At 69.4% G+C, this 21,344-nt stretch carries 20 protein-coding genes and 3 tRNA genes; 17 read left to right on the forward strand and 6 right to left on the reverse strand.

The features are described from left to right. Nucleotides 1-244: 244 nt before the first annotated feature. The 4 genes from ACLIME_RS00150 to ACLIME_RS00165 all read right to left on the reverse strand — a co-directional run bounded on the left by ACLIME_RS00150 (nucleotide 245) and on the right by ACLIME_RS00165 (nucleotide 1,255). Entirely contained in the window at nucleotides 245-721 is a 477-nt protein-coding gene (locus ACLIME_RS00150) for a hypothetical protein (RefSeq protein ID WP_411557934.1), read from the reverse strand. Nucleotides 722-837: 116 nt separating this feature from the next. Next, a tRNA-Phe gene (locus ACLIME_RS00155) sits at nucleotides 838-910 on the reverse strand. 78 nt (nucleotides 911-988) lie between these two features. Further along, nucleotides 989-1,062, reverse strand: a tRNA-Asp gene (locus ACLIME_RS00160). Between the two features lie 117 nt (nucleotides 1,063-1,179). Beyond that, nucleotides 1,180-1,255, reverse strand: a tRNA-Glu gene (locus ACLIME_RS00165). A 291-nt stretch (nucleotides 1,256-1,546) separates the two neighbouring features. On the opposite strand from ACLIME_RS00165, the gene ACLIME_RS00170 reads away from it, so the two are divergent. Continuing rightward, entirely contained in the window at nucleotides 1,547-2,842 is a 1,296-nt protein-coding gene (locus ACLIME_RS00170; protein ID WP_249404640.1) for a M23 family metallopeptidase, read from the forward strand. Nucleotides 2,843-2,929: 87 nt separating this feature from the next. Here ACLIME_RS00170 and ACLIME_RS00175 read toward each other — a convergent pair whose 3' ends face one another. After that, nucleotides 2,930-3,421: an inorganic diphosphatase gene (locus ACLIME_RS00175; RefSeq protein ID WP_079705152.1), complete on the reverse strand. Its 492-nt coding sequence runs from the start codon at nucleotides 3,419-3,421 to the stop codon at nucleotides 2,930-2,932. 129 nt (nucleotides 3,422-3,550) lie between these two features. On the opposite strand from ACLIME_RS00175, the gene tilS reads away from it, so the two are divergent. The 11 genes from tilS to ACLIME_RS00230 all read left to right on the forward strand — a co-directional run bounded on the left by tilS (nucleotide 3,551) and on the right by ACLIME_RS00230 (nucleotide 13,337). Continuing rightward, a complete protein-coding gene (gene tilS / locus ACLIME_RS00180; protein ID WP_411557935.1) occupies nucleotides 3,551-4,558 on the forward strand; it encodes a tRNA lysidine(34) synthetase TilS in 1,008 nt (335 codons plus the stop codon). A gap of 62 nt (nucleotides 4,559-4,620) precedes the next feature. Beyond that, nucleotides 4,621-5,172 (forward strand): hypoxanthine phosphoribosyltransferase, encoded by a 552-nt coding sequence (gene hpt, locus ACLIME_RS00185; RefSeq protein WP_064294334.1) that lies wholly within the window; start codon nucleotides 4,621-4,623, stop codon nucleotides 5,170-5,172. Nucleotides 5,173-5,326: 154 nt separating this feature from the next. After that, entirely contained in the window at nucleotides 5,327-7,345 is a 2,019-nt protein-coding gene (gene ftsH, locus ACLIME_RS00190) for an ATP-dependent zinc metalloprotease FtsH (RefSeq protein WP_079705154.1), read from the forward strand. Between the two features lie 5 nt (nucleotides 7,346-7,350). After that, complete coding sequence (gene folE, locus ACLIME_RS00195) at nucleotides 7,351-8,013, forward strand: GTP cyclohydrolase I FolE (protein WP_079705155.1); 663 nt, start codon at nucleotides 7,351-7,353, stop codon at nucleotides 8,011-8,013. A 4-nt stretch (nucleotides 8,014-8,017) separates the two neighbouring features. Continuing rightward, nucleotides 8,018-8,821, forward strand: a complete 804-nt coding sequence (folP, locus tag ACLIME_RS00200; protein WP_411557936.1) for a dihydropteroate synthase — start codon at nucleotides 8,018-8,020, stop codon at nucleotides 8,819-8,821. After that, nucleotides 8,814-9,203, forward strand: a complete 390-nt coding sequence (folB, locus tag ACLIME_RS00205) for a dihydroneopterin aldolase (RefSeq protein ID WP_079705157.1) — start codon at nucleotides 8,814-8,816, stop codon at nucleotides 9,201-9,203. The genes folP and folB overlap by 8 nt, the downstream gene beginning before the upstream one ends. Then, nucleotides 9,203-9,763, forward strand: a complete 561-nt coding sequence (gene folK, locus ACLIME_RS00210; protein WP_411557937.1) for a 2-amino-4-hydroxy-6-hydroxymethyldihydropteridine diphosphokinase — start codon at nucleotides 9,203-9,205, stop codon at nucleotides 9,761-9,763. Before folB ends, folK begins: the two co-directional genes overlap by 1 nt. Beyond that, the gene (locus ACLIME_RS00215) at nucleotides 9,760-10,239 is read left to right on the forward strand and encodes a DUF3180 domain-containing protein (RefSeq protein WP_079705159.1); all 480 of its coding nucleotides are present in this window, start codon (nucleotides 9,760-9,762) and stop codon (nucleotides 10,237-10,239) included. Before folK ends, ACLIME_RS00215 begins: the two co-directional genes overlap by 4 nt. Next, complete coding sequence (locus ACLIME_RS00220; protein WP_371413684.1) at nucleotides 10,196-10,810, forward strand: PH domain-containing protein; 615 nt, start codon at nucleotides 10,196-10,198, stop codon at nucleotides 10,808-10,810. Before ACLIME_RS00215 ends, ACLIME_RS00220 begins: the two co-directional genes overlap by 44 nt. Further along, complete coding sequence (locus ACLIME_RS00225; protein WP_411557938.1) at nucleotides 10,807-12,627, forward strand: PH domain-containing protein; 1,821 nt, start codon at nucleotides 10,807-10,809, stop codon at nucleotides 12,625-12,627. Before ACLIME_RS00220 ends, ACLIME_RS00225 begins: the two co-directional genes overlap by 4 nt. After that, nucleotides 12,624-13,337 (forward strand): Rossmann-like and DUF2520 domain-containing protein, encoded by a 714-nt coding sequence (locus ACLIME_RS00230; protein ID WP_079705162.1) that lies wholly within the window; start codon nucleotides 12,624-12,626, stop codon nucleotides 13,335-13,337. The genes ACLIME_RS00225 and ACLIME_RS00230 overlap by 4 nt, the downstream gene beginning before the upstream one ends. 57 nt (nucleotides 13,338-13,394) lie before the next feature. On the opposite strand, the gene ACLIME_RS00235 is transcribed toward ACLIME_RS00230, so the two are convergent. After that, on the reverse strand, nucleotides 13,395-13,892 hold the full coding sequence (locus tag ACLIME_RS00235; RefSeq protein WP_411557939.1) for a DoxX family protein: 498 nt from the start codon (nucleotides 13,890-13,892) through the stop codon (nucleotides 13,395-13,397). A gap of 217 nt (nucleotides 13,893-14,109) precedes the next feature. Between ACLIME_RS00235 and lysS the strand changes: the two genes are divergently transcribed. From lysS to ACLIME_RS00260, 5 genes are all read left to right on the forward strand, one after another. Then, nucleotides 14,110-15,630, forward strand: coding sequence for a lysine--tRNA ligase (gene lysS, locus ACLIME_RS00240; protein ID WP_137242236.1), 1,521 nt, complete (start codon nucleotides 14,110-14,112; stop codon nucleotides 15,628-15,630). A gap of 41 nt (nucleotides 15,631-15,671) precedes the next feature. After that, complete coding sequence (locus ACLIME_RS00245; protein ID WP_153303387.1) at nucleotides 15,672-15,818, forward strand: hypothetical protein; 147 nt, start codon at nucleotides 15,672-15,674, stop codon at nucleotides 15,816-15,818. 120 nt (nucleotides 15,819-15,938) lie between these two features. After that, nucleotides 15,939-16,136 (forward strand): hypothetical protein, encoded by a 198-nt coding sequence (locus tag ACLIME_RS00250; protein ID WP_194718988.1) that lies wholly within the window; start codon nucleotides 15,939-15,941, stop codon nucleotides 16,134-16,136. Nucleotides 16,137-16,214: 78 nt separating this feature from the next. Beyond that, nucleotides 16,215-17,684 (forward strand): cardiolipin synthase, encoded by a 1,470-nt coding sequence (cls, locus tag ACLIME_RS00255; protein WP_137242235.1) that lies wholly within the window; start codon nucleotides 16,215-16,217, stop codon nucleotides 17,682-17,684. Between the two features lie 75 nt (nucleotides 17,685-17,759). Then, nucleotides 17,760-21,338 (forward strand): SdrD B-like domain-containing protein, encoded by a 3,579-nt coding sequence (locus tag ACLIME_RS00260; RefSeq protein ID WP_411557940.1) that lies wholly within the window; start codon nucleotides 17,760-17,762, stop codon nucleotides 21,336-21,338. The last annotated feature ends 6 nt before the right edge of the window (nucleotides 21,339-21,344 follow it).

The following is a 21,344-nucleotide window of genomic DNA, read 5'->3' on the forward strand; positions in this document are numbered from 1 at the left end:
GTTCTCCCGGGCGCCCTTCGACAAGCTCAAGGACCGGGGAAGGTTGCGCGGAGACCGGAGTGAGTGCGGGTGCACCTCTTCCGGTCACTGAGCTTGTCGAAGTGCCTACGAGTACCCTTCGACAGGCTCAGGGACCGGATGGGTGTCGCTGGTCTTGGATGCTTCTCCGTGCGCCCTTCGACAGGCCGCAGGGAGCGGGGAAGGTTCAGGGATCGGACGGGTGAGACTCGTCTGCCCGGGCGGGCTAGTAGTTCAGGCAGCGATCCGGATCCTGGGTCTCCGGAGGATCACCCTGATACAGGGTGAAGAAGTTCTCGGCCGGGCCGGACAAGGATCCACGGGCGTGAATGCACAGGCGCGCGAGACCGTCGTCGCTCCGGACGTCGGAGGTGATCCGGGACGTCTCGCATGCGCCGTCGCCGGGATGCAGGACGAGGTCTCGATTGGTCCCCTCGTTGTCCACCATCCAGGTCCCGGAGAAGTCGATCGGGTCGTCCGCGCGGGGGTCGTCGTCAAGACTGCACTGGACATCCGAGGGCCAGGCGGTGGCTTCGAAGGTCCCGTCGTCGGCGAGCTCGAGCCGGGTGTCCCCGCTGCGCCAGGTGCCGACGGCCTCACCACGTGGCAGTCCGTACCGCGTGTCCGAGCAGGCGACGAGCGACGTGCCGAGCAGGACTGCGAGTACGGAGGCGGTCACCCAGCGTGACGGTTTCGATTCCACAGTGCGAGTCTGTCCGCCGTGGGCCAAGAGTGGCAACTCGGGTGGTGGCGTGGGTGTTCGCGGGCATCCGGGCAAAAAAAGAACCCCCACCATGTAGAAGCTAGGTGGGGGTTCCGTGGCTCCGACGGGCGTCGATCCCGTGACCTCACGATTTTCAGTCGTGCGCTCTACCAACTGAGCTACAGAGCCGAGTACATCAGCTGCACGAACGGCGACGATGTCTCAAAAGCAGAAGCCCTCCCTTGCGAGAGGGCTTCCGACCTTTTGCGACCCTGACGGGACTTGAACCCGCGACCTCCGCCGTGACAGGGCGGCACGCTAACCAACTGCGCTACAGGGCCATACATGTTGAATTGCTGGTGACGCGAACTGCGGTGATGCTGGTGTTACTCGGTGCTTCTCGCAGTCGCGCAGACTCACTATACCTGAATCCGAGCGGCTGTTTTTCCAGTAGTCGGTGGTGACCCCAACGGGATTCGAACCCGTGCTGCCGCCGTGAAAGGGCGGTGTCCTAGGCCGCTAAACGATAGGGCCGCGAAGCCCTGAAGCTTCATGACTACCGAGCGACAAGCATACGGATGAAACCCCCGAATCCAAAATCGGGTTCGCGGAGCAGCGATCGGCGCTCCATGCCGGATCTGACGACAGGCGCCGAATGACCGCTCCACGGCCCCCGGCCGGGGTTAGCCTCTGGCGTGGACCACTCCCGGATGCCGCGGCCGACGGGAGTGTCCACAGCCGGTCCCGACCCCCGTCGGGCTAGCGTGGACAGTGGTACCGATGTGACCGATGTGACTGCAGCGAACCGAGATGGGCCCCTACTTCATGAGCAAGAAGCTTGCCGGCGCTTGGCGCCGAAGCCGGACGACCAACGCCGGATCGGCGTCCTCCGTGCGGTGGCGAGGACGCCTCACCGCCGCCATCGTCATGTCGCTCGCGATCGTCGGCTCCTTCGGTGTCGCCGGCCCGGCGTCGGCAGCCGACTACCCCTCGTGGGACGACGTCCAGGCCGCGAAGGGCAATGAGGCCGCCAAGGCCGCCGAGGTCACGAACATCAAGAACTTCATCGTCCAGCTGCAGGACGAGCTGCAGGTCGCCCAGGACGAGGCCGAGAAGCGCGGTACGGAGTTCCAGGCCGCTGAGGAGGCCTTCTTCGAGGCCGACGCCAGAGCCACCGCGATCCAGTCGCAGGCCGACGCCAAGACGGCCGAGGCCGACACCGCGACGAAGCAGGCCGGTCGGGTCGCCTCGCAGCTCTACCGCTCCGGCGGCGCCGACCTCAGCCTGAGCCTCTTCCTCGACGGCGAGAGCAAGGGCGCGACCGACCTCCTGTCGAAGCTCGGCAACATGAACCAGGTCGCCGAGCACAGCAACGGCGTCTACGAGCAGGCGGTCGCCGCGCGCAACACCGCGGCTGCGCTCGGTGAACAGGCCGGTGTCGCCCGCGACGAGCGCGAGTCGCTCCGGCAGGCGGCGCAGGCGGCCATGGAAGCGGCCCAGGCGGCGGCGTCCGCGGCGGCGGCGAAGCTCGAGAAGAACCAGGAGCTGATCGTCACGCTCAACGCCCAGCTGACGGCGCTGCAGGACACGACCGCGAAGACGGTCAAGGACTTCGAAGCCGGCGAGGCCGCGCGGAAGGCCGCCGAGGCTGCGGCAGCGGCCGCGCGTGGCGAGAGCGCCGACGGCGGTCAGCTCAGCAGCCAGGGCTGGGCGATCCCGGCCTCCGGCAGCATCTCGGGCACCTACGGCTACCGAGATCCGATCTCCACGGGCGGCGGCAGCTCAGGCAGCTTCCACCGCGGCACCGACATCGCGGGCGGCTGCGGCATCCCGATCTACGCGGCGACCTCCGGCACCGTGACCTACGCCGGTTGGTACGGCACGTACGGCAACTTCATCCTCATCGACCACGGCTCCGGCGTCTCGACCGGCTACGCGCACATCGTGAACGGCGGCATCCAGGTCGGCGTCGGCTACCAGGTCTCCGCCGGACAGGTCATCGCCTACGTCGGGACGACCGGCGCCTCCACCGGCTGCCACCTGCACTTCGAGGTCCGCATCAACGGCAGTGCGATCGACGCGCAGCCGTTCATGGCCGACCGCGGGGCGCCGCTCGGCTGACCGAGCGCAGCGACCCGCACGACGAAGCGGCCGGCACCCGAGGGTGCCGGCCGCTTCGTCGTGCGGTGTGCGGAGGTCCGCAGTGGGTCAGTGACCCTCCGCCTTGAGCTTGTCGAAGCCCGCGAGGATGATCTTCTCGGCCGCTGCGGCGTCGCCCCAGCCGTCGATCCGCGCCCACTTGCCGGGCTCGGTGTCCTTGTAGTGGACGAAGAAGTGCTCGATCTCGTCGCGCGTCGCCTGCGGGATGTCGGTCAGGTCCTGGATGTGCGACCAGCGCGGGTCCTTGTACTGCACGGCGATGACCTTGTCGTCGCCGCCGCCGTCGTCCGTCATGTGCAGCACGCCGACGGGGCGGACCTTGATGCCGACGCCCGGGAAGGTCGGGAAGTCGAGCAGGACCAGGACGTCGACCGGGTCGCCGTCCTCGCCGAGGGTGTTCTCGAAGAAGCCGTAGTCGGCGGGGTAGACGAAGCTCGTGAACAGGACGCGGTCCAGGAAGACCCGACCGGTCTCGTGGTCGATCTCGTACTTGTTGCGGCTGCCCCGCGGGATCTCGATGACGGCGTCGTACTCGGCCATAAGCCTGCTCCTTGCGCGGTTGGATGACGTTGAGTCGGCGCGGTCGCCGACGAGGACCAACCATAACCGATGCGTCCCGGAGCGAACGGTGTGGGGAGGCGCTCGTCGCGGTGCAATAGCGTGGTCCGCGTGAACGACGTCCGCCCCCCGCTCCACCCGTCCGTCGCCGCCCTCCGGAAGGCTGTGCGCGATGCGATCGCGGGCACGGCGCCCACGGCCTCGCGTGACGTCGCCGGTGCCGACCTGCTCATCGCACTGAGCGGCGGTGCGGACTCGCTCGCGCTCGCCGCCGCGACCGCGTTCGAAGCCGGAAAGGTCGGTCTGCGGGCCGGCGCCGTGATCGTCGACCACGGACTGCAGCCGGGCTCGGCGGACGTCGCGGCGCGTGCCGCGGACCAGGCGCGTGCCCTCGGGCTCGACCCCGTCCTCGTCCGGGTCGTCGAGGTGGGCTCCGAGGGTGGACCGGAGGCCGCGGCACGGGCGGCCCGGTACACCGCACTCGACGCCGCGCGAGTCGAGTGCGGCGCGTCCCTGGTGCTGCTCGCGCACACCCTCGACGACCAGGCGGAGACCGTCCTCCTCGGCCTCGCTCGCGGGTCCGGAACCGGCAGCCTCCAGGGGATGGCGCCCGTCTCCGGTGCGCTCCTCCGACCCCTGCTCGGGATCCGGCGCTCCCAGACCCGCGAGGCGTGCGCTGCCGAAGGACTCGAACCGTGGCACGACCCGCACAACACCGACGACGCCTATGCGCGGGTCCGGGTCCGGGAACGGGTCCTGCCAGTGCTCGAGGCGGAGCTCGGGCCGGGGATCGCCGAGGCCCTCGCCCGCACCGCCGACGCCGCCCGGGAGGACGCGGACGCGTTCGAGGAGATGGTCGAGGAGACCATCGAGGAGCTCGTCGAGCACGCCGAGGCCGGGATCTCCGTCAGCGCCGGGGCACTCGCGGCCAACCCGGCAGCGCTCCGCCAGCGGATCATCCGGTACATCGTGCAGAGCGAGTTCGGCGTCTCGCTCACGCGGTCGCAGACGATCGAAGTCGCGCGGCTCGTCACCGATTGGGCGGGCCAGGGTCCGATCGACCTGCCCGGCCTGACGGCGTCCCGACACGCGGGACGCATCGTCTTCGCGGCCCGCTGACCGCCGGGCTCTCCGAGCAGGAGGCGCACGGGCCTCCGGGTCATCTCGCATACACTCGACGCATGGAGCAGAGCGACATTTCCGACGACCTCACGACCATCCTCGTCACCGAGCAGGAGATCCGCGACAAGCTCGCCGAACTCGCCCGGCAGATCGAGACCGACTACGCCGGGAAGGACGTCCTGCTCGTCGGCGTGCTGAAAGGTGCGGTCATGGTCATGGCCGACCTCGCGCGCGAACTCCGCATCCCGCTCTCGATGGACTGGATGGCCGTCAGCTCGTACGGCGCCGGCACGAAGTCGAGCGGTGTCGTCCAGATCCGCAAGGACCTCGACGCCGACCTCACGGGCCGCCACGTCCTGATCGTCGAGGACATCATCGACTCCGGCCTCACCCTCTCCTGGCTGCTCGAGAACTTCGCCTCGCGCGGAGCCGCGTCCATCGAGGTCTGCGCGCTCCTCCGCAAGCCCGAGGCCGCCAAGGTGCACGTCGAGTGCAAGTACGTCGGTTTCGACATCCCGAACGACTTCGTCGTCGGGTACGGTCTCGACTTCGACGAGAAGTACCGCAACCTCCGCGACGTCGGCGTCCTCGCCCCGCACGTCTACGCCTGAACCACTCCACCGACCTCACACCGCACCCCCGTTAAGCCCACGGCAAACACAGGGGAGGCATCCAGCGGCGAGGGGGTAGCCTGATTTCCGACGCGGCACCGCCCGTCGACCCCTCCTGCAGAAAGGGAACGGGCCAGCCCCGGCCTCTCAACTTATGAACGTCAAGCGTCTCTTCAAGGGTCCCATCCCGTACCTCATCATCGCCGCCCTGGTCTTCTGGATCGGCATCAGCCTGATGAGCATGAACGGCTTCCGTGAGGTCTCCACGCAAGAGGGGCTCGCCTTCCTCGAGAAGGGTCAGGTCAAGGAGGCCGTCATCACCGACGGCGACCAGCGAGTCGACCTCACGCTGACGAAGGCGGACGACGAGTTCGGCAAGCAGGTGCAGTTCTACTACGTCGGCGCCCGTGCGGCCGACGTGGTCGAGGCCGTCGACGCCGCAGACCCGTCCGGTGGCTACAACGACAAGGTGCCCCAGCCGAGCTGGCTCCTGTCGATGCTCGGACTCCTCCTCCCGCTGCTCCTCATCGGTGTCTTCTTCTGGCTCATGCTCTCCGGCATGCAGGGCGGCGGCAACAAGGTCATGCAGTTCGGCAAGTCGAAGGCGAAGCTCGTCTCGAAGGAGTCGCCGAAGGTGACCTTCGACGACGTCGCCGGTGCCGACGAGGCGATCGAGGAGCTCGAGGAGATCAAGGACTTCCTCAAGGAGCCCGCGAAGTTCCAGGCCGTCGGTGCGCGCATCCCGAAGGGCGTCCTGCTGTACGGCCCTCCCGGAACGGGCAAGACGCTCCTCGCCCGCGCCGTCGCCGGTGAAGCCGGCGTGCCGTTCTACTCGATCTCCGGTTCCGACTTCGTCGAGATGTTCGTCGGTGTCGGTGCGAGCCGCGTCCGCGACCTCTTCCAGCAGGCCAAGGAGAACTCGCCCGCGATCATCTTCGTCGACGAGATCGACGCCGTCGGTCGCCACCGTGGTGCCGGCATGGGCGGCGGACACGACGAGCGCGAGCAGACCCTCAACCAGCTCCTCGTCGAGATGGACGGCTTCGACGTCAAGACGAACGTCATCCTGATCGCCGCGACCAACCGCCCCGACATCCTCGACCCCGCGCTGCTGCGCCCGGGCCGCTTCGACCGCCAGATCGGCGTCGACGCCCCCGACCTCGCCGGCCGCAAGAAGATCCTCGAGGTGCACGGCAAGGGCAAGCCGCTCGCCGCGAGCGTCGACCTCGAGGTCGTCGCCCGCAAGTCGCCCGGCTTCACCGGTGCCGACCTCGCCAACGTCCTCAACGAGGCCGCGCTGCTCACGGCGCGCTCCAACGCCCAGCTGATCGACAACCGCGCTCTCGACGAGGCCATCGACCGCGTCATCGCCGGCCCGCAGCGCCGCACGCGCGTCATGCGCGAGCAGGAGAAGCTCATCACCGCCTACCACGAGGGCGGGCACGCGCTCGCTGCGGCGGCGATGAACAACACCGACCCGGTCACGAAGGTCACGATCCTCCCGCGCGGCCGTGCCCTCGGCTACACGATGGTCCTGCCCCTCGAAGACAAGTACTCCGTCACGCGCAACGAGCTGCTCGACCAGCTCGCCTACGCGATGGGCGGCCGCGTCGCCGAGGAGCTCGTGTTCCACGACCCGACCACGGGTGCGTCGAACGACATCGAGAAGGCCACGGGCATCGCTCGCAAGATGGTCACCGAGTACGGCATGACCACCGACGTCGGTGCCGTCAAGCTCGGGCAGTCCTCGGGCGAGATGTTCCTCGGCCGCGACATGGGCCACCAGCGCGACTACTCGGAGGAGATCGCGCAGCGGGTCGACGCCCAGGTCCGCGAGCTCATCGAGGCCGCACACGACGAAGCCTGGCAGGTCATCACGACCAACCGGGCCGTGCTCGACCGCCTCGCCGCCGAGCTGATGGAGAAGGAGACCCTCGACCACAACCAGCTGGCCGAGATCTTCAAGGACGTCAAGAAGCTCCCGCCGCGCCCCGTCTGGCTGTCCAGCAAGAAGCGTCCCGTCGGGTCGGGTTCGGCCGTCGGTTCCGCGTCCTTCACCGCACCCATCGACTCCGGTGCGGCAGACGGCGGTGTGAGCTCGGAGCCCGAGCCCGAGGCTCCCGTGAAGCCCAAGCGCACCCGCGCGACGAAGCCGCGACCGGCGACCGCCTAGCCCGCATGACCCACGGCGAGCACACCGCGGACGACGCGGTCGCAGCCGCGCAGGCCGAGCCCGATCAGGGCTCGGCCTCGCGGTCGTCCGTGGACCGCGAGCGGATCGCCGCAGCGGTCCTCGAGATCCTCGAGGCAATCGGCGAGGACCCCTCCCGCGACGGCCTCGCCGACACCCCGACGCGTGTCGCCGATGCGTACGCCGAGTTCTTCGGTGGCGTCGGTCAGGACGCCGGTGTGCACCTGGCGCGCCCCATCCCGATCGAGGAGGGCGCGACCAGCGACGTCGTGCTCGTCCGCGACATCGCCTTCCGTTCCGTCTGCGAGCACCACCTGCTCCCGTTCCTCGGCACGGCGCACATCGCCTACCTGCCCGACGAACTCGTCATCGGACTCGGTGCCCTGCCGAAGCTCGTCGACACACTCGCCTCGCGCCCGCAGGTCCAGGAGCGCCTCAGCGAGCAGATCGCCGACACCCTCGTCGAACGGCTCGCGCCCCGCGGCGTCCTCGTCGTGCTCCAGGCCGCACACGGCTGCGTCTCGATGCGCGGGTCACGCCAGCTGACGAGCACCACCGTCACCATCGCCAGCCGTGGAGCCCTGGCCGATCCGGCTGCACGGGCCGAGCTGATGGTCCTGATCGGCGCGTCCGCCGACCAGGCGGGGTGATCGCATGTTCCAGATCATGGGCGTCGTCAACGTCACCCCCGACTCGTTCAGCGACGGCGGCCGGTACCTGGACGTCGACGACGCCGTCGCCCACGGGCTCGAGCTCATCGCGGCCGGCGCGACCATCATCGACGTCGGCGGCGAATCGACCCGGCCCGGTGCCGCCCGGGTCGACACCCGCGAGGAGCAGCACCGGGTCGCACCCGTCATCGCCGCACTGGCCGCCGCTGGTGCGCGAGTGAGTATCGACACGATGAACGCGGAGACCGCCCGTGCCGCGGCCGACGCCGGTGCCTCGATCATCAACGACGTGTCCGGTGGCCTCGCCGACGATCGCATGCCGGGCGTCATGGCGGCGGCCGGTCTCGATTGCATCATCAGCCATTGGCGCGGGCACTCGGCCGACATGGCGAGCCGCGCCACCTACACCGACGCGGCGGTCGACGTCGCTCGGGAACTCGACGACCGGGTGACGACCCTCCGCGGTCAGGGCGTCGACCCCGGCCGGATCGTCGTCGATCCCGGCCTCGGGTTCTCGAAGCACGCCGAGCACAACTGGCGCATCCTCGCCCGACTCGACCTACTGCGCGAGCTCGGGTACCCCGTGCTGGTGGGCGCGTCCCGCAAGCGGTTCATCGGAGCGCTCCTCCCTGAGGACGCCCCGATGGAGGCGCGCGACCTGCCGAGCGCCGTGGTGAGTGTGCTGGCCGCGCAGGCCGGAGCCTGGGGTGTGCGCGTCCACGACGTCGCCGCAACCAGACTCGCTCTCGATACCCTCGATGCATGGCAAGGTGGAGCCGATGACTGATTCGATCACCCTCACGGGCCTGCGGGCGTTCGCGCACCACGGCGTCTTCGACTTCGAGCGCGAGGCCGGACAGGAGTTCGTCATCGACGTCACCGTGTCGCTGGACCTCCGCCCGGCCGCCGGCGGCGACGAGCTCGGCGCGACCATGCACTACGGCGAGCTCGCTGAGGCGGTCGTCGCAGCCGTGGAGCGCGACCCGGTCGACCTCATCGAGACCGTGGCCGAGCGCATCGCCGACGTGGTGCTCGCGAACGAACGCGCGGAAGCGGTCCGGGTCACCGTGCACAAGCCGAGCGCCCCCATCACGGTGCCCTTCGCTGACGTGGCGGTGACGATCGAGCGCACCCAGGCCGACCGCACCCAGGCCGGGCGGGCCGTCTGATGGTCTCGCGCACACCGATCCACGACCCCGCCCGTCGGCCCGAACCACCGAAGCCTCGCGCCGTCTGGGCCGTCGTGGCCATCGGGGCCAACCTGGGGGACCGCCGCGCGACGATCGCACAGGCGGTGGACGACCTCGCCGCCGTCGACGGGGTGCTCGAGGTACGGCCGTCGCCGCTCGTGTCGAGCGCGGCCGTCAAGTCGTCCGGTGTCGACGAGTCGGCTCCGGCCTACCTCAACGGTGTCGCTGCCGTCCGCACCCGCCTCCAGCCGCACGCGCTCCTCGACGAACTCCAGCGGATCGAACTCGCGCACGGCCGCGTCCGCGAGGAACGCTGGGGCGATCGGACGCTCGACCTCGACCTCGTCGCCTACGACGACGAGACGATCGACGACGAACGCCTCACAGTCCCGCACCCGCGAGCCGCCGAGCGCGGCTTCGTCGTCGTGCCCTGGCTGCTCCTCGACCCCGACGCGACGCTGCCCGGTGTCGGCCGCCTCGACACCCTCGCGGCCGCCAAGGACGGTTCCGTGGTCCCCGACGACGGCACGCACCCATGACCCGCACCACCGCGACACCGCTCATCGTCCTCGCCGGGGTGGGCGTCGTCTTCGGCTTCCTCGTCGAGGTCGCGATGGTCTCCGGCGGACGCGCGTCGATCATCCCGCCCGTCACCCTCGCGGTCTCGCTCGTGGCGGTCGCGATCATCCTCATCGCCCTGTCCTGGCCGATCCGCCGCAGCACGACCGGTCGCGCCACCCGTCGGATCGATCCGTTCCGCGCCATGCGGGTCGCCGCGCTCGCGAAGGCCTCGAGCCATGCGGGCTCCCTGGTGGCCGGGGCGACCGTCGGGATCCTGCTCTTCGTCCTGACCCGCCCGATCCTGCCCGCGATAGGCTCGTTGTGGCTGGTGATCGCGTCCATCGTGGGATCCGTCGCACTCGTCGCCGCCGCCTTGGTGGCCGAGTGGTTCTGCACCGTTCCGAAGGATGATGATGACGACGCCGCACCCGGGGGAGCCCCGTCCCACACCTGATCAGCCCGCCGAGCGGCCGCTGATCGAAACGCCGCTGGAGGAGCTGTCGTCGCCGGAGACGGTCCAGGCCGACCCTGCGGAGCAGAGCGGCAAGCGGCTGGAACTGCCTGATGCCGAGTGGCGACGCGTGAGTCGCAAGCTCATCGCCGTCGAGTTCATCTCCGAGGGCGCCGGCCTCGTGCTCGTCACGGCGGCCGTGGTCTTCGTCGCGCTCGTCTGGGACTGGACCTGGATCTGGTGGCCGTTCGCCGCCTTCGCCGTGATCTCCCTGACCGCCGCGGCGTTCATCCCTCGTCGCATCCGATCGATCGGGTACCAACTGCGCGCGGACGATCTGTTGTTCCGCCGAGGGATCATGTGGCAGCGCTTCGTCGCCGTGCCGTACGGGCGCATGCAGCTCGTCGACATCAACCGCGGGCCCCTCTCGCGGGCGTTCGGCCTCGCCGACCTCAAGTTCGTGACCGCCTCCGCCTCGACCGGAGTGGTGATCAACGGGTTGCCGGAAGCCGAGGCCGAGGGGCTGCGCGACCATCTGGTCGCCGTGGCGGAGAGCCGGCGGACCGGACTGTGAGCGAGCACCAGGCGGCAGGACCGCCGGAGCGGTTCCAGGCTCCGGCCGCGGGTCCTCGGGTGAAGCCGACAGCCGAGGCGATCGTCCCACGGGTGGCCGGACAGAGTCTCGTCGACGGGCAGTGGCACCGGCTGCACCCGGCGACGCCGTTGCTCCGAGGCGGGATCGCGTTCGTCGCCATCCTCGGCATCGTCATCGCGAACCTCCGCGAGCGCCTCATCGAGTTCTTCATCCCCGCCCCGGGGATGGAGCAGCCGACCGACCCGATCGACTACATCCTCAACCACGGCTTCGTCGGGTGGGTGCTCCTCGCGATCGCCGTCGGGCTCATCGTGGTCATCGCCGTGTTCTGGTTCTCATGGCGCATGCACACGTTCCGGGTGACCGACGAGGCGGTGGAGGTGCGCAGCGGGATCCTGTTCCGCACGAACCGCAAAGCCAAGCTCGACCGCATCCAGGGCGTCTCCATCGAGAAGCCGCTCCTCGCCAGGCTCATCGGGGCCTCCCGCATCAACGTGAGCGTCGCGGGCCAGGACGCGAACGTCAAACTCGAGTACCTGTACGGTGCCGACGCCGACGGCCTCCGCCGGGACGTCCTCACGCTCGCGAGCGGGGTGAAGCTCGCCGAACGCCGGCAGACCGCCGCAGCCGGCGACCCGGCCGACCCGACCCTGCCGCCGCAATCGGTGCCCGACGGCACCGGCGGGGTGTCCCGGTTCGTCACCGAGCGCGTCGACGACTTCATCTCGCCCGAGCTCGACCCGGAGGAGGCGGTGCCGGACTCCGTCGTGCGCTTGACGCTCGGACGCCTGGTCGGATCCACGCTGCTCAGCCCGTTCACCGTGATCGTCCTGATCTCGGTCGTGGCCGGCGTCGTGCTCCTCATCAACGGGCTGGACTGGGCCTGGTTCTGGCTCGTCCCGATGGTGCTGAGTCTCGGGGCCTTCGTCTGGTCGAGCGTGACGAAGTCGCTGCGCTACAGCATCGCCGCGACGCCCTCGGGCGTCCGCATCGGCTTCGGGCTCTTCTCGACGACGAACGACACCGTCCCGCCCGGACGGATCCACGCGATCGAGGTGTCACAGCCCATCATCTGGCGCCCGTTCGGCTGGTGGCGGGTCCGGATCAACAAGGCCGGCCTGTCACTGGAGCAGGCTGCCCGGGGTGCGACGAGCAACACGGTGTTGCCGGTCGGGTCGCTCGTGGACGCCGCCCAGGTCGTGGAGTTGATGCTCGCGGGCCGCATCGACGGCAGCGCCTGGGCGCCCCTGCAGTCGGCCCTCGCCACACGCGACGGCGTCGGTTTCGTGGGCTCGCCCCGCCGCTCGCGATGGATCAACTGGTTCTCCTGGCGTCGTACCGGCTACGCCCTGCGCGACGGGATGCTGCTGTTCCGGCAGGGGGTGGTCTGGCGCAAACTCCACATCCTCCCGCTCGCACGCCTGCAGAGCATCCGGATCGACCAGGGGCCGCTCCTGCGCGCGCTCGACCTCGCCTCCGCGACCGCGCACACGGTCCCTGGCCCGGTGATCGCCAAGCTCCCGGCCATGGCCCGCGACGAGGCGGTGCGGATGTTCGACGCGGCGTCGGCGGCGATCGTGGTCGCGCAGTCGAAGGACCGCAGCCACCGGTGGGCGAGCTTCGACCCCGAGCACCAGCCCGACGAGGCGCAGGCGACGGCGCCCTACCTCGATGAGCCGGTGGCGCAGTCCGGCACCGAACCGACGACGCGGGCGCACGCCGAGCCGTGGCAGGAGCACAGCCCGGCACCGTCCGTGCCGTTCCCGACGACCGACCAGGACCGGAGGACCACGTGAGCGCGGAACGACGGAGCGCCAGGCTCGGCGTCGGGATCATCGGGAGTGGTCGCGTCGGCCCGGTCATCGGAGCGGCGCTCGGGGGAGCCGGACATGCGATCGTCGGCATCACCGCGGTGTCGGAGGAGAGCCTCGAACGGGCGAACGCCCTGTTGCCGGATGTGCCGGTGCTCGATCCGACCGAGGTGGTCGAGCGGAGCGAACTCGTCGTCATCGCCGTACCCGATGCGCAACTCGCGTCGTTGGTCGAAGGGCTCGCGGCGGTCGGTGCGTGGCAGCCGGGTCAGCTCGTCGCGCACACCTCGGCTCGGTTCGGGACGGCGGTGCTCGCTCCGGCAGCGCGCGCCGGTGCCATCCCGTTGGCGTTGCACCCCGCGATGGTGTTCACCGGGACGAGCCTCGACCTCGCCCGGCTCCACGAGACGTCGTTCGCCGTGACCGCACCGGCCCCCGTCCAACCGATCGGGCAGGCGCTCGTGGTCGAGATGGGCGCGGAGCCCGTGATCATCGCCGAGGCCGATCGTGCGGCCTACGCCGAAGCGGTGGAGACGGCCGCGAGCTTCTCCCGCGCGGTCGTGCAGCAGTCGACGGCTCTGCTCCAGGAGATCGGCGTGGAGAACGCCGGCGGCTTCCTGTCGTCGCTCGTGCGGTCGTCGGTCGACGAGGCGCTGCGCGGGGCGACCACGCCCGACGTCGACGAGCTGCTCTAGCCGGGTGGACGAACCGCCGCCCGCCCACCCGAGTCCGGGCAGGCGGGCGGGCCCGTGTCAGCGGCTGCGGCGGCGACGGATCAGCGCGTCGATCGCGAATCGGCCCGGGCCGGCGAGGGTGAGCGCGAGCGACGCGAGCGCGAGCAGCATGACGTACTCGAAGCCACCGTCTGCGGCGAAGAACCCCGCCGGCAGGTGCACGAGCACCATCGCCACGGCCATCGTCACCGCGAGCAGGGCGCCCACGATGCGCGTGCCGAGGCCGACGATGAGCAGCAGGCCACCGACCACCTCGAGACCGGCGACGACGACCGCCGCGACCTCTGGAGCCGGGATGCCCATGCCCCCGAATCCGGAGGCGACGCCTGGAATGGAGTCGACGAGGAACTTCTGGAGGCCGTGGGCGATGAAGACCACGCCGAGGGCCAGGCGCAGGAGGAGGAGACCGGCGTCGATCCCCGCGCGTCCGCGCGGCGCGGCGGGGGAGGCCGGTACCGGTGGGACGGTGGTGGCTTCACGGTGGTCGGTGTGCTGGTGGTCGGAGAGCGTCGTCATGACGAGCCTTTCGAGTTCGTTTCCGGCGTCGGTGCCCCCGATCGGGACTCCTGTCCTTCGAGCCAAGCACGGCCCGGGCACCCGGCGATGTCCTCCGAATGGTTGTTCGCAGACCCTTGTCAGGGCGTCGATAGCCGGTTCATAGGAAACCGGCCGTGCGCGCGGCCAGCACGGTCCCCGGTAAACTCCAGTGACCGCACGAGGAGAATCCCACCGCATGACTGACACGACGCCAGAGCCGATCGACGACGCAGCAGAGCAGGCAGAGCTCTCCGAGCAGAAGGCCGTCCGGCTCGCGAAGCGCCAGCGCCTCATCGACGAGGCGACGTCGGGTGCCGGTGGCGCCTACCCCGTCACCCTCCCCATCACCGACACGATCCCGGCGGTGCGCGCCCGCTTCGGTGAGCTCCAGCCCGACGAGGCGACGGGCGTCACGGTCGGCGTCGCAGGCCGCGTCGTGCACCTGCGCAACACCGGCAAGCTCTGCTTCGCCAGCCTGCAGTCGGGCGACGGCAGCCGCATCCAGGCGATGGTGAGCCTCGCGAGCGTCGGCGACGAACAGCTCGCCGCTTGGAAGGAACTCGTCGACCTCGGCGACCACGTCTTCGTCTCCGGCGAGGTCATCTCCAGCCGCCGCGGCGAACTGTCGATCATGGTGGCCGAGTGGACCATCGCGGCGAAGGCGATCCTGCCCCTGCCGAACCTCCACAACGAGCTGAACGAGGAGACCCGGGTCCGGAGCCGGTACCTCGACCTCATCGCCCGCGACCAGGCGCGCAAGAACGTGCTCGACCGGGCCAAGACGGTGGCCAGCCTCCGCCAGACCTTCACCGAGCGCGACTTCGTCGAGGTCGAGACGCCGATGCTCCAGGTCATGCACGGTGGAGCCTCGGCCCGCCCCTTCGTCACCCACTCGAACGCGTTCGACACCGAGCTCTACCTGCGCATCGCGCCCGAGCTGTACCTGAAGCGCGCCGTCGTCGGCGGCATCGACCACGTCTACGAGATCAACCGCAACTTCCGCAACGAGGGCGCCGACTCCACGCACAGCCCCGAGTTCGCCATGCTCGAGGCGTACGAGGCGTACGGCGACTACGGCACCATGGCCGACCTCACGCAGACCCTCATCCAGAACGCCGCCCTCGCGACGAGCGGGAGCCACGTCGTCACCTGGGCCGACGGCACGGAGTTCGACCTCGGTGGCGAGTGGGACCGCATCTCGATGTTCGAGAGCCTCTCGGCCGCCGCTGGTGTCGAGATCACGCCGCAGACGCCGATCGAGGAACTCAAGGCGCTCGCCGAGCGTGAGGGCGTCGAGGTCCCGCACCCCATCCACGGCAAGTACGTCGAGGAGCTGTGGGAGCACTTCGTCAAGGGTGGCCTCGAGCGCCCGACCTTCGTCATGGACTTCCCGGTCGACACGAGCCCGCTCGTGCGCGCCCATCGCTCCATCGCTGGCGCGGTCGAGAAGTGGGACCTCTACGTCCGCGGCTTCGAGCTCGCCACCGGCTACTCCGAGCTCGTCGACCCGGTCGTGCAGCGCGAACGCTTCATCGAGCAGGCGAAGCTCGCCGCGCAGGGCGACGTCGAGGCCATGCGTCTCGACGAGGAGTTCCTGCGTGCGCTCGAGTTCGGGATGCCGCCGTCCGGAGGCATGGGGATGGGCATCGACCGACTCCTCATGGCGCTGACCGGTCTCGGCATCCGCGAGACGATCCTCTTCCCCCTGGTCAAGTAGCGGCCACCCGGCAGCACGACCACCGACAGTCAGGCGCGACGATGAGCATGATGGACCCCGGCGACCACCAGGACCCGAAGAAACAGGGGCCGACGACGGCGCGCATCACCATCTGGATCGTGGTCGGCGGGATCGGCCTGTACCTCGTCGTCAGCGGCTTGTGGGGCGCCCTCGCCGGAGGCTCCTGAGGCCGCTGCGCGCTCGTTCGGCATCGCGCGACCACGTCGTTCCGGTCCCTGAGCGAACCCTCCGGTCCCTGAGCGAACCCTCCGGTCCCTGAGCCTGTCGAAGGGCGGTACGATTGACGAGTGATCGAAGACTACTGGCTCAACGCGCTCTGGTCGCTGCTGCCCACCGTGGTCGTCGGCATCATCTTCTGGGTCGTCATGCGCGCCATCCTGCGGTCCGACCGCAACGAGCGCAAGGCGTACGCGCAGGTCGAGGCGGAGCAGCGCGCGAAGCTCGGTCTCCCGCCGGTCGAGCCCTCCGCCCCTCGCGAGGTCTGACCCGCCCGTATCACGTGGCGATGTCGCCCCACAGCTGTCCGGCATGGTCAGTAGGCTGGAGCCTCGGCAGCTGAGCGGATGGGCGACATGACGATCGAGTTCTCCTGGAACTGGCTGGGCATCACGGCCCTCGTCCTGGACTTCATCATCCGTGTCATCGCGGTGATCGTCGTCCCGCGCAACCGGCGCCCGACCGCGGGGATGGCCTGGCTGCTCGCGATCTTCCTCATCCCGTACGTCGGTGTCATCGCCTTCCTCCTCATCGGCAACCCGAAACTCCCACGGGTGCGCCGGCGGAAGCAGTACGACATCAACGTCTACATCCGCCAGACGACCCGCGACCTCGTCAAGGCGAACCTGACCTCGAACGCGCCGGCCTGGTTTCGGTCCGTCGTGACGCTCAACCGCAACCTCGGGTCGATGCCGCTGCAGGGCGGGAACACCGCGAGTCTCATCGGCGACTACGAGGCCTCGCTCCACGCCATGGCCGACGAGGTCGACCGTGCCGAGCAGTTCGTGCACGTCGAGTTCTACATCCTCACTTGCGACCGCACGACGAAGCCGTTCTTCGACGCGCTCGAGCGCGCGGTGGCCCGCGGCGTCACGGTCCGGGTGCTGCTCGACCACTTCGCGAGCTGGCGGACCCCCGACTACAAGCACACGCTGAAACGCCTCACCGCGATGGGTGCCCAGTGGGCGCTCATGCTGCCGCTCCAACCGTTCAAGGGCAAGTTCCAACGTCCCGACCTCCGGAACCACCGCAAGATGGTGATCGTCGACGGTGCGGTCGCGTTCATGGGCTCGCAGAACATGATCGACCGGAGTTACAACAAGCCGGGCAACATCAAGCGGGGTCTCCAGTGGCAGGAGCTCATGACGCGGGTGGAGGGCCCCGGGGTCGCGGGGATCAACACGATCTTCCTGAGCGACTGGTACAGCGAGACGGGCGACGTGCTCTCCCACGAGGTCGGCCTGCTCGAGGCCCGCCCGGTTGGCGACCTCGAGCTGCAGGTCGTGCCGAGCGGGCCGGGGTTCGACGGCGACAACAACCTCAAGCTGTTCCTCACCCTCATCTACGCGGCGCAGCGGCGCATCGTCATCACGAGTCCGTACTTCGTGCCTGACGAGTCGTTGCTCGCAGCGGTCACGACGGCGGTCCAGCGTGGTGTGCCGGTCGACCTGTTCGTCTCGGAGATCGGCGACCAGGCGATGGTCTGGCACGCGCAGCGCTCCTACTACGAGGCGCTCCTGCGAGCCGGCGTGCGGATCTTCCAGTACCCGGCGCCGTACATCCTCCACGCGAAGCACTTCACGATCGACGACGACGTCGCCGTCATCGGGTCGAGCAACATGGACATGCGTTCCTTCGGTCTCAACCTGGAGGTCTCGCTCATGGTCCGCGGGCGCGAGTTCGTTCAGGAGATGCGCGGCGTCGAGGACGGGTACCGGGAGATCAGCAAGGAACTGACGCTCGCGGAATGGTTGAAGCAGCCCCTCCGGTCGACGGTGCTCGACAACCTCGCCAGATTGACGTCCGCGCTGCAGTAACTGATATGTGCTGTTTTCAACAGATATATCTGTCTGATATTCTCGCAGGGTTCACCCCCTCGAGAAAGCGACTCCATGTCACTTCTGTTCTCCCCGCCACGCGCACTCGCGGCCTGCACCGCCGTTGCGGCAGCAGCGGTGATCGGCTTCGGCGCGATCGTGCCTGCGTCGGCCGCGACCGATCCGCCGACGACCGACGACACCTCGTCGGCGTCTCCCGAGGCGCCGACGGCGCCCGACCAGGCGCCCGCAGCTCCGACGGCGGTGACGCCTGACGCCGGTCCACTGACGCTGTTGACCAAGCTGCAGCGCACGGTCACGGGTACGGCTCCCTTCGACGACGATGCAGGGCCCGGTCGCGACAGCAGCGGCGAGGATCTCATCGTCCGCTCGCACGACACGGTGTCCTATCGCATCGAGGTCCAGGTGAACGGCACGGCCCAGGACGGTGTCGTGACGATCCGTCAGGAGCTCCCCGGCGGCATGACGTGGCCTGCCGTCGGGTCCCTACCCGGCTACTGCGGCGACGGTTCGGTCGTGAGCGATGATGCGCGCACCGTCGACTGCGTCGTGCACGACGTCGCGCCGAACTCCGTGTCGACCTACGACCTGATCGCCTCCGCCAGCACGGCACTGCCCGACGGAACCGTCCTGCCGGCTCCGGCGGACGCCATCCAGGTGTCGGCCGCCGACGCGACGAGTGGGCGGGCCGCGTCTTCGACGGTGACGCCGGACGACCTCGTCATGAGTACGGGTCCCCGCCTCAATCTCGGCGTCAAGCGGCACACCACCGACCAGGTCGCGGTCAACGCGGAGGGGGTCAGGGGGTACCACGTGTACTTCGACACGTTCCTCGACCTCGCCGACTACAACGCAGCGGGCGGACTCGGCGCACGGGGCCAGTCGGCCATCGTCGGCGACGTGACGTTCGACATCGACCTGTCCGACTTCAGTGACCATGCCGAAGCCGTCGATCTGGCCGGGCAGCGGTGCGCGCTGAACCCCTACGACGGCAGTGCGTTCCCCTGGAGCGCCGGCGGTGCGGAGAACAGCGTCACCGACTCGGGCACCTGGACGTGCACGCCCGATGCGGCGAATCCCCAGCTGATCCACGTGGTCGTCTCGGGTGCCGACCTCAGCGCGGATCACATCCCGACGAAGACTGCGGCCGGTGCCAATATCACCACTCGGGGCTACGTCGCGATCGGCAAGTTCGCGGTCTTCGTGCCGCACACCGACGTCCCGTCCGACGGGAGTATCGACTCGCTCGTCACCCTGCGCGACCTCGTGGCGTTCGGTGAGAATGCAGCCGGTGAGCCCATCGCGAACCGTGCGGAGCCGCTGACCGACAACACCGTGACGACGCGCCTCACCCGACGCGTGGGTGCGGGCCACAGCACGCGGTATCTCGACAGTGCGTCCAACCTCACCAAGGTCCCCGGCCAGAGCACGGTCGGTTCCGGAGACGGCCCGGTGACCAGCGGGCAGACCTTCGTCGCACACACGGCCGTCATCAACTCCTCGGTCGAGGCGCCGATGACGGGCGCGATCGTGTGCCAGGTCTTCGACCCCAAGACCCAGTTCATCGCGACCGCGGGTGCCAGCGCTCCTCCGGTCACCGTCCGCGCGAGCGGGGCTGCCGACGGGTTCAACCCGAGTCAGGTCATCGTCGAGTACGGCACGACGCCGGTCGTCGACGCCACCGCCGACGACGAGACCCGCTGGAGCGGCCTCGACGCCGCGACCTGCGACGATTCAGACGACACCTGGACCGCGAACTGGCAGTCGCTCGATCTCGAGGACGTCACGCGGGTGCGCTACCGTCCCGTCGGCGGCGAGTTGTCTGCGGGAGCGCAGTTCAACGGGTCGCTCACGCTGCAGCTCCGCGATGGTCTGCCGGTCGGCGAGACCATCATGGAGACCTACTCCGTGAAGTCGACCTCGATGTACAGCGACGACGCCGATGCGCCGACCCACTGGATCGAAGACGCCTGGTACCACGGGAAGTACAATCCGGTGCAGTCGACGAACAAGGACTTCCCCCGTGGAGACCGCCTCCTCGTCTCGGAGGGGTCCGTCGCCATCGCCAAGCGCGCGATCGCGCCCGCCGTCGATGCGGGATCGCCGGCGCACGTCGCCTCAGGAGAGCGCGTGCAGTTCGAACTGACCCCGCAGATCGCCAGCAAGTCCGGTCTCGCCGACGCCGCGCGCGACGTCGTCGTGGTCGACCGACTCCCGAAGGGGCTCGCCTTCGACCCTGCAGACGTCTCGTCCGCTCCGGACTCGGTGGTGACCGCGGAGGACGGCACGACCGAGCTCACCTGGTCGTTCGAGCGGATCGACCGCGGGAGCGAGCCTGTCATCACCTACTGGGCCAAGACCGACTCGACGATCGTCGGCGACCTCGTCAACCAGGTCATCGTCTCGAGCTCCGACGATCCGTCGTCCCTCGAGGAGATCCCGGCCTCCCCGACGATCTCCGATGCGCACTACTCTCGTCAGACGGTCTCGCTCAGTGCTCCCGGCGGGCTGCGCATCGAGAAGTCGGTGGCACAGCAGGTGGTCGAGTCCGGCGACGACCTCGATTACACGGTCGCGTTCGCGAACATGAACGCCGACACCCCGCAGCAGGGCGCCTCGTCGATCGACGTGCTGCCCTACGCCGGTGATGCACGCTCGTCGTCCGTCGAGGGTGTGCTGGCAGCAGCGGTCGAGGCACCGTCCGGTGTCACGGTCCGGTACACGGACGCCGATCCGGCGGCCGTCGCCGCGGCATCCGTCGTCGACGGCAGTGCCGGATACGGTGAGCTCCCGGCCGGTTCGGCCTGGTGCACCGCGTCCGAGCTCGGCGCCGAGGGCTGTGCCTCGTCCTTCGCCGACGTCACCGCGATCCGGATGGACGTCGATTCGCTCGCGGCCCTGGAACGCGTCGAGGTCCGGTACACCCTCGTCTCACAGGGTGCGCCGAGCGGTGCCACCTTCTCGAACGACGCGACCGTCCGTTCGGCGACCCAGACCCTGGGGGCCCGGTCGCCGCTCGTGAGCACCCGCGTGGTGTCCTCGTCGATCGGTCAGCGTCTGTGGTGGGACACGAACGAGGACGGTCTCGACAACGATGGCCCGGAGGGGGCGCCCGGTGAGGGCGTCGCCGACGTGCCCATCCACCTCTCCGGAGTCGACAAGTTCGGTGAGGTGGTCGAGGCCGAGACGGTGACCGACTCGACCGGCTCATACCGGTTCTCGGGTCTGGTGTCCGGTGAATACGCGATCGTCGTGGACGTCCCGGCGAACGCGGGTGTGACCACCTTCCGCGTCGGCGACGACGACCTGCTGAACTCCGCCGTGGACACCGCTGCGGGCGTGATGGAGGACATCACGATCGTCGATCCCTCACCCACCGGTGCGGACGGTGAGGACCTGACCTGGAACGGTGGGCTGGTCGTCGGAGCCGAGCCCCCGGTTGCGCCCGTGGATCCGCCCGGCATTCCGAAGGTCGACGAAGCTGCTGCGAAAGCAAACCGCGGCGGCCTTGCCGACACCGGCACGGCCTGGGTGTTCGCGGGGTCCGTGACGGCCGCGCTGCTCCTGGCGATCGGAGTCGGTCTCGTCCTCGCCCGCCGTCGTCGGATGGAGCCTGAGGCGACGGCCGAGTGATCCCAT

The sequence above is a fragment of the Plantibacter sp. MPB07 genome, from assembly GCF_046619465.1.
In the GTDB taxonomy this organism is placed as follows: domain Bacteria; phylum Actinomycetota; class Actinomycetes; order Actinomycetales; family Microbacteriaceae; genus Plantibacter; species Plantibacter auratus.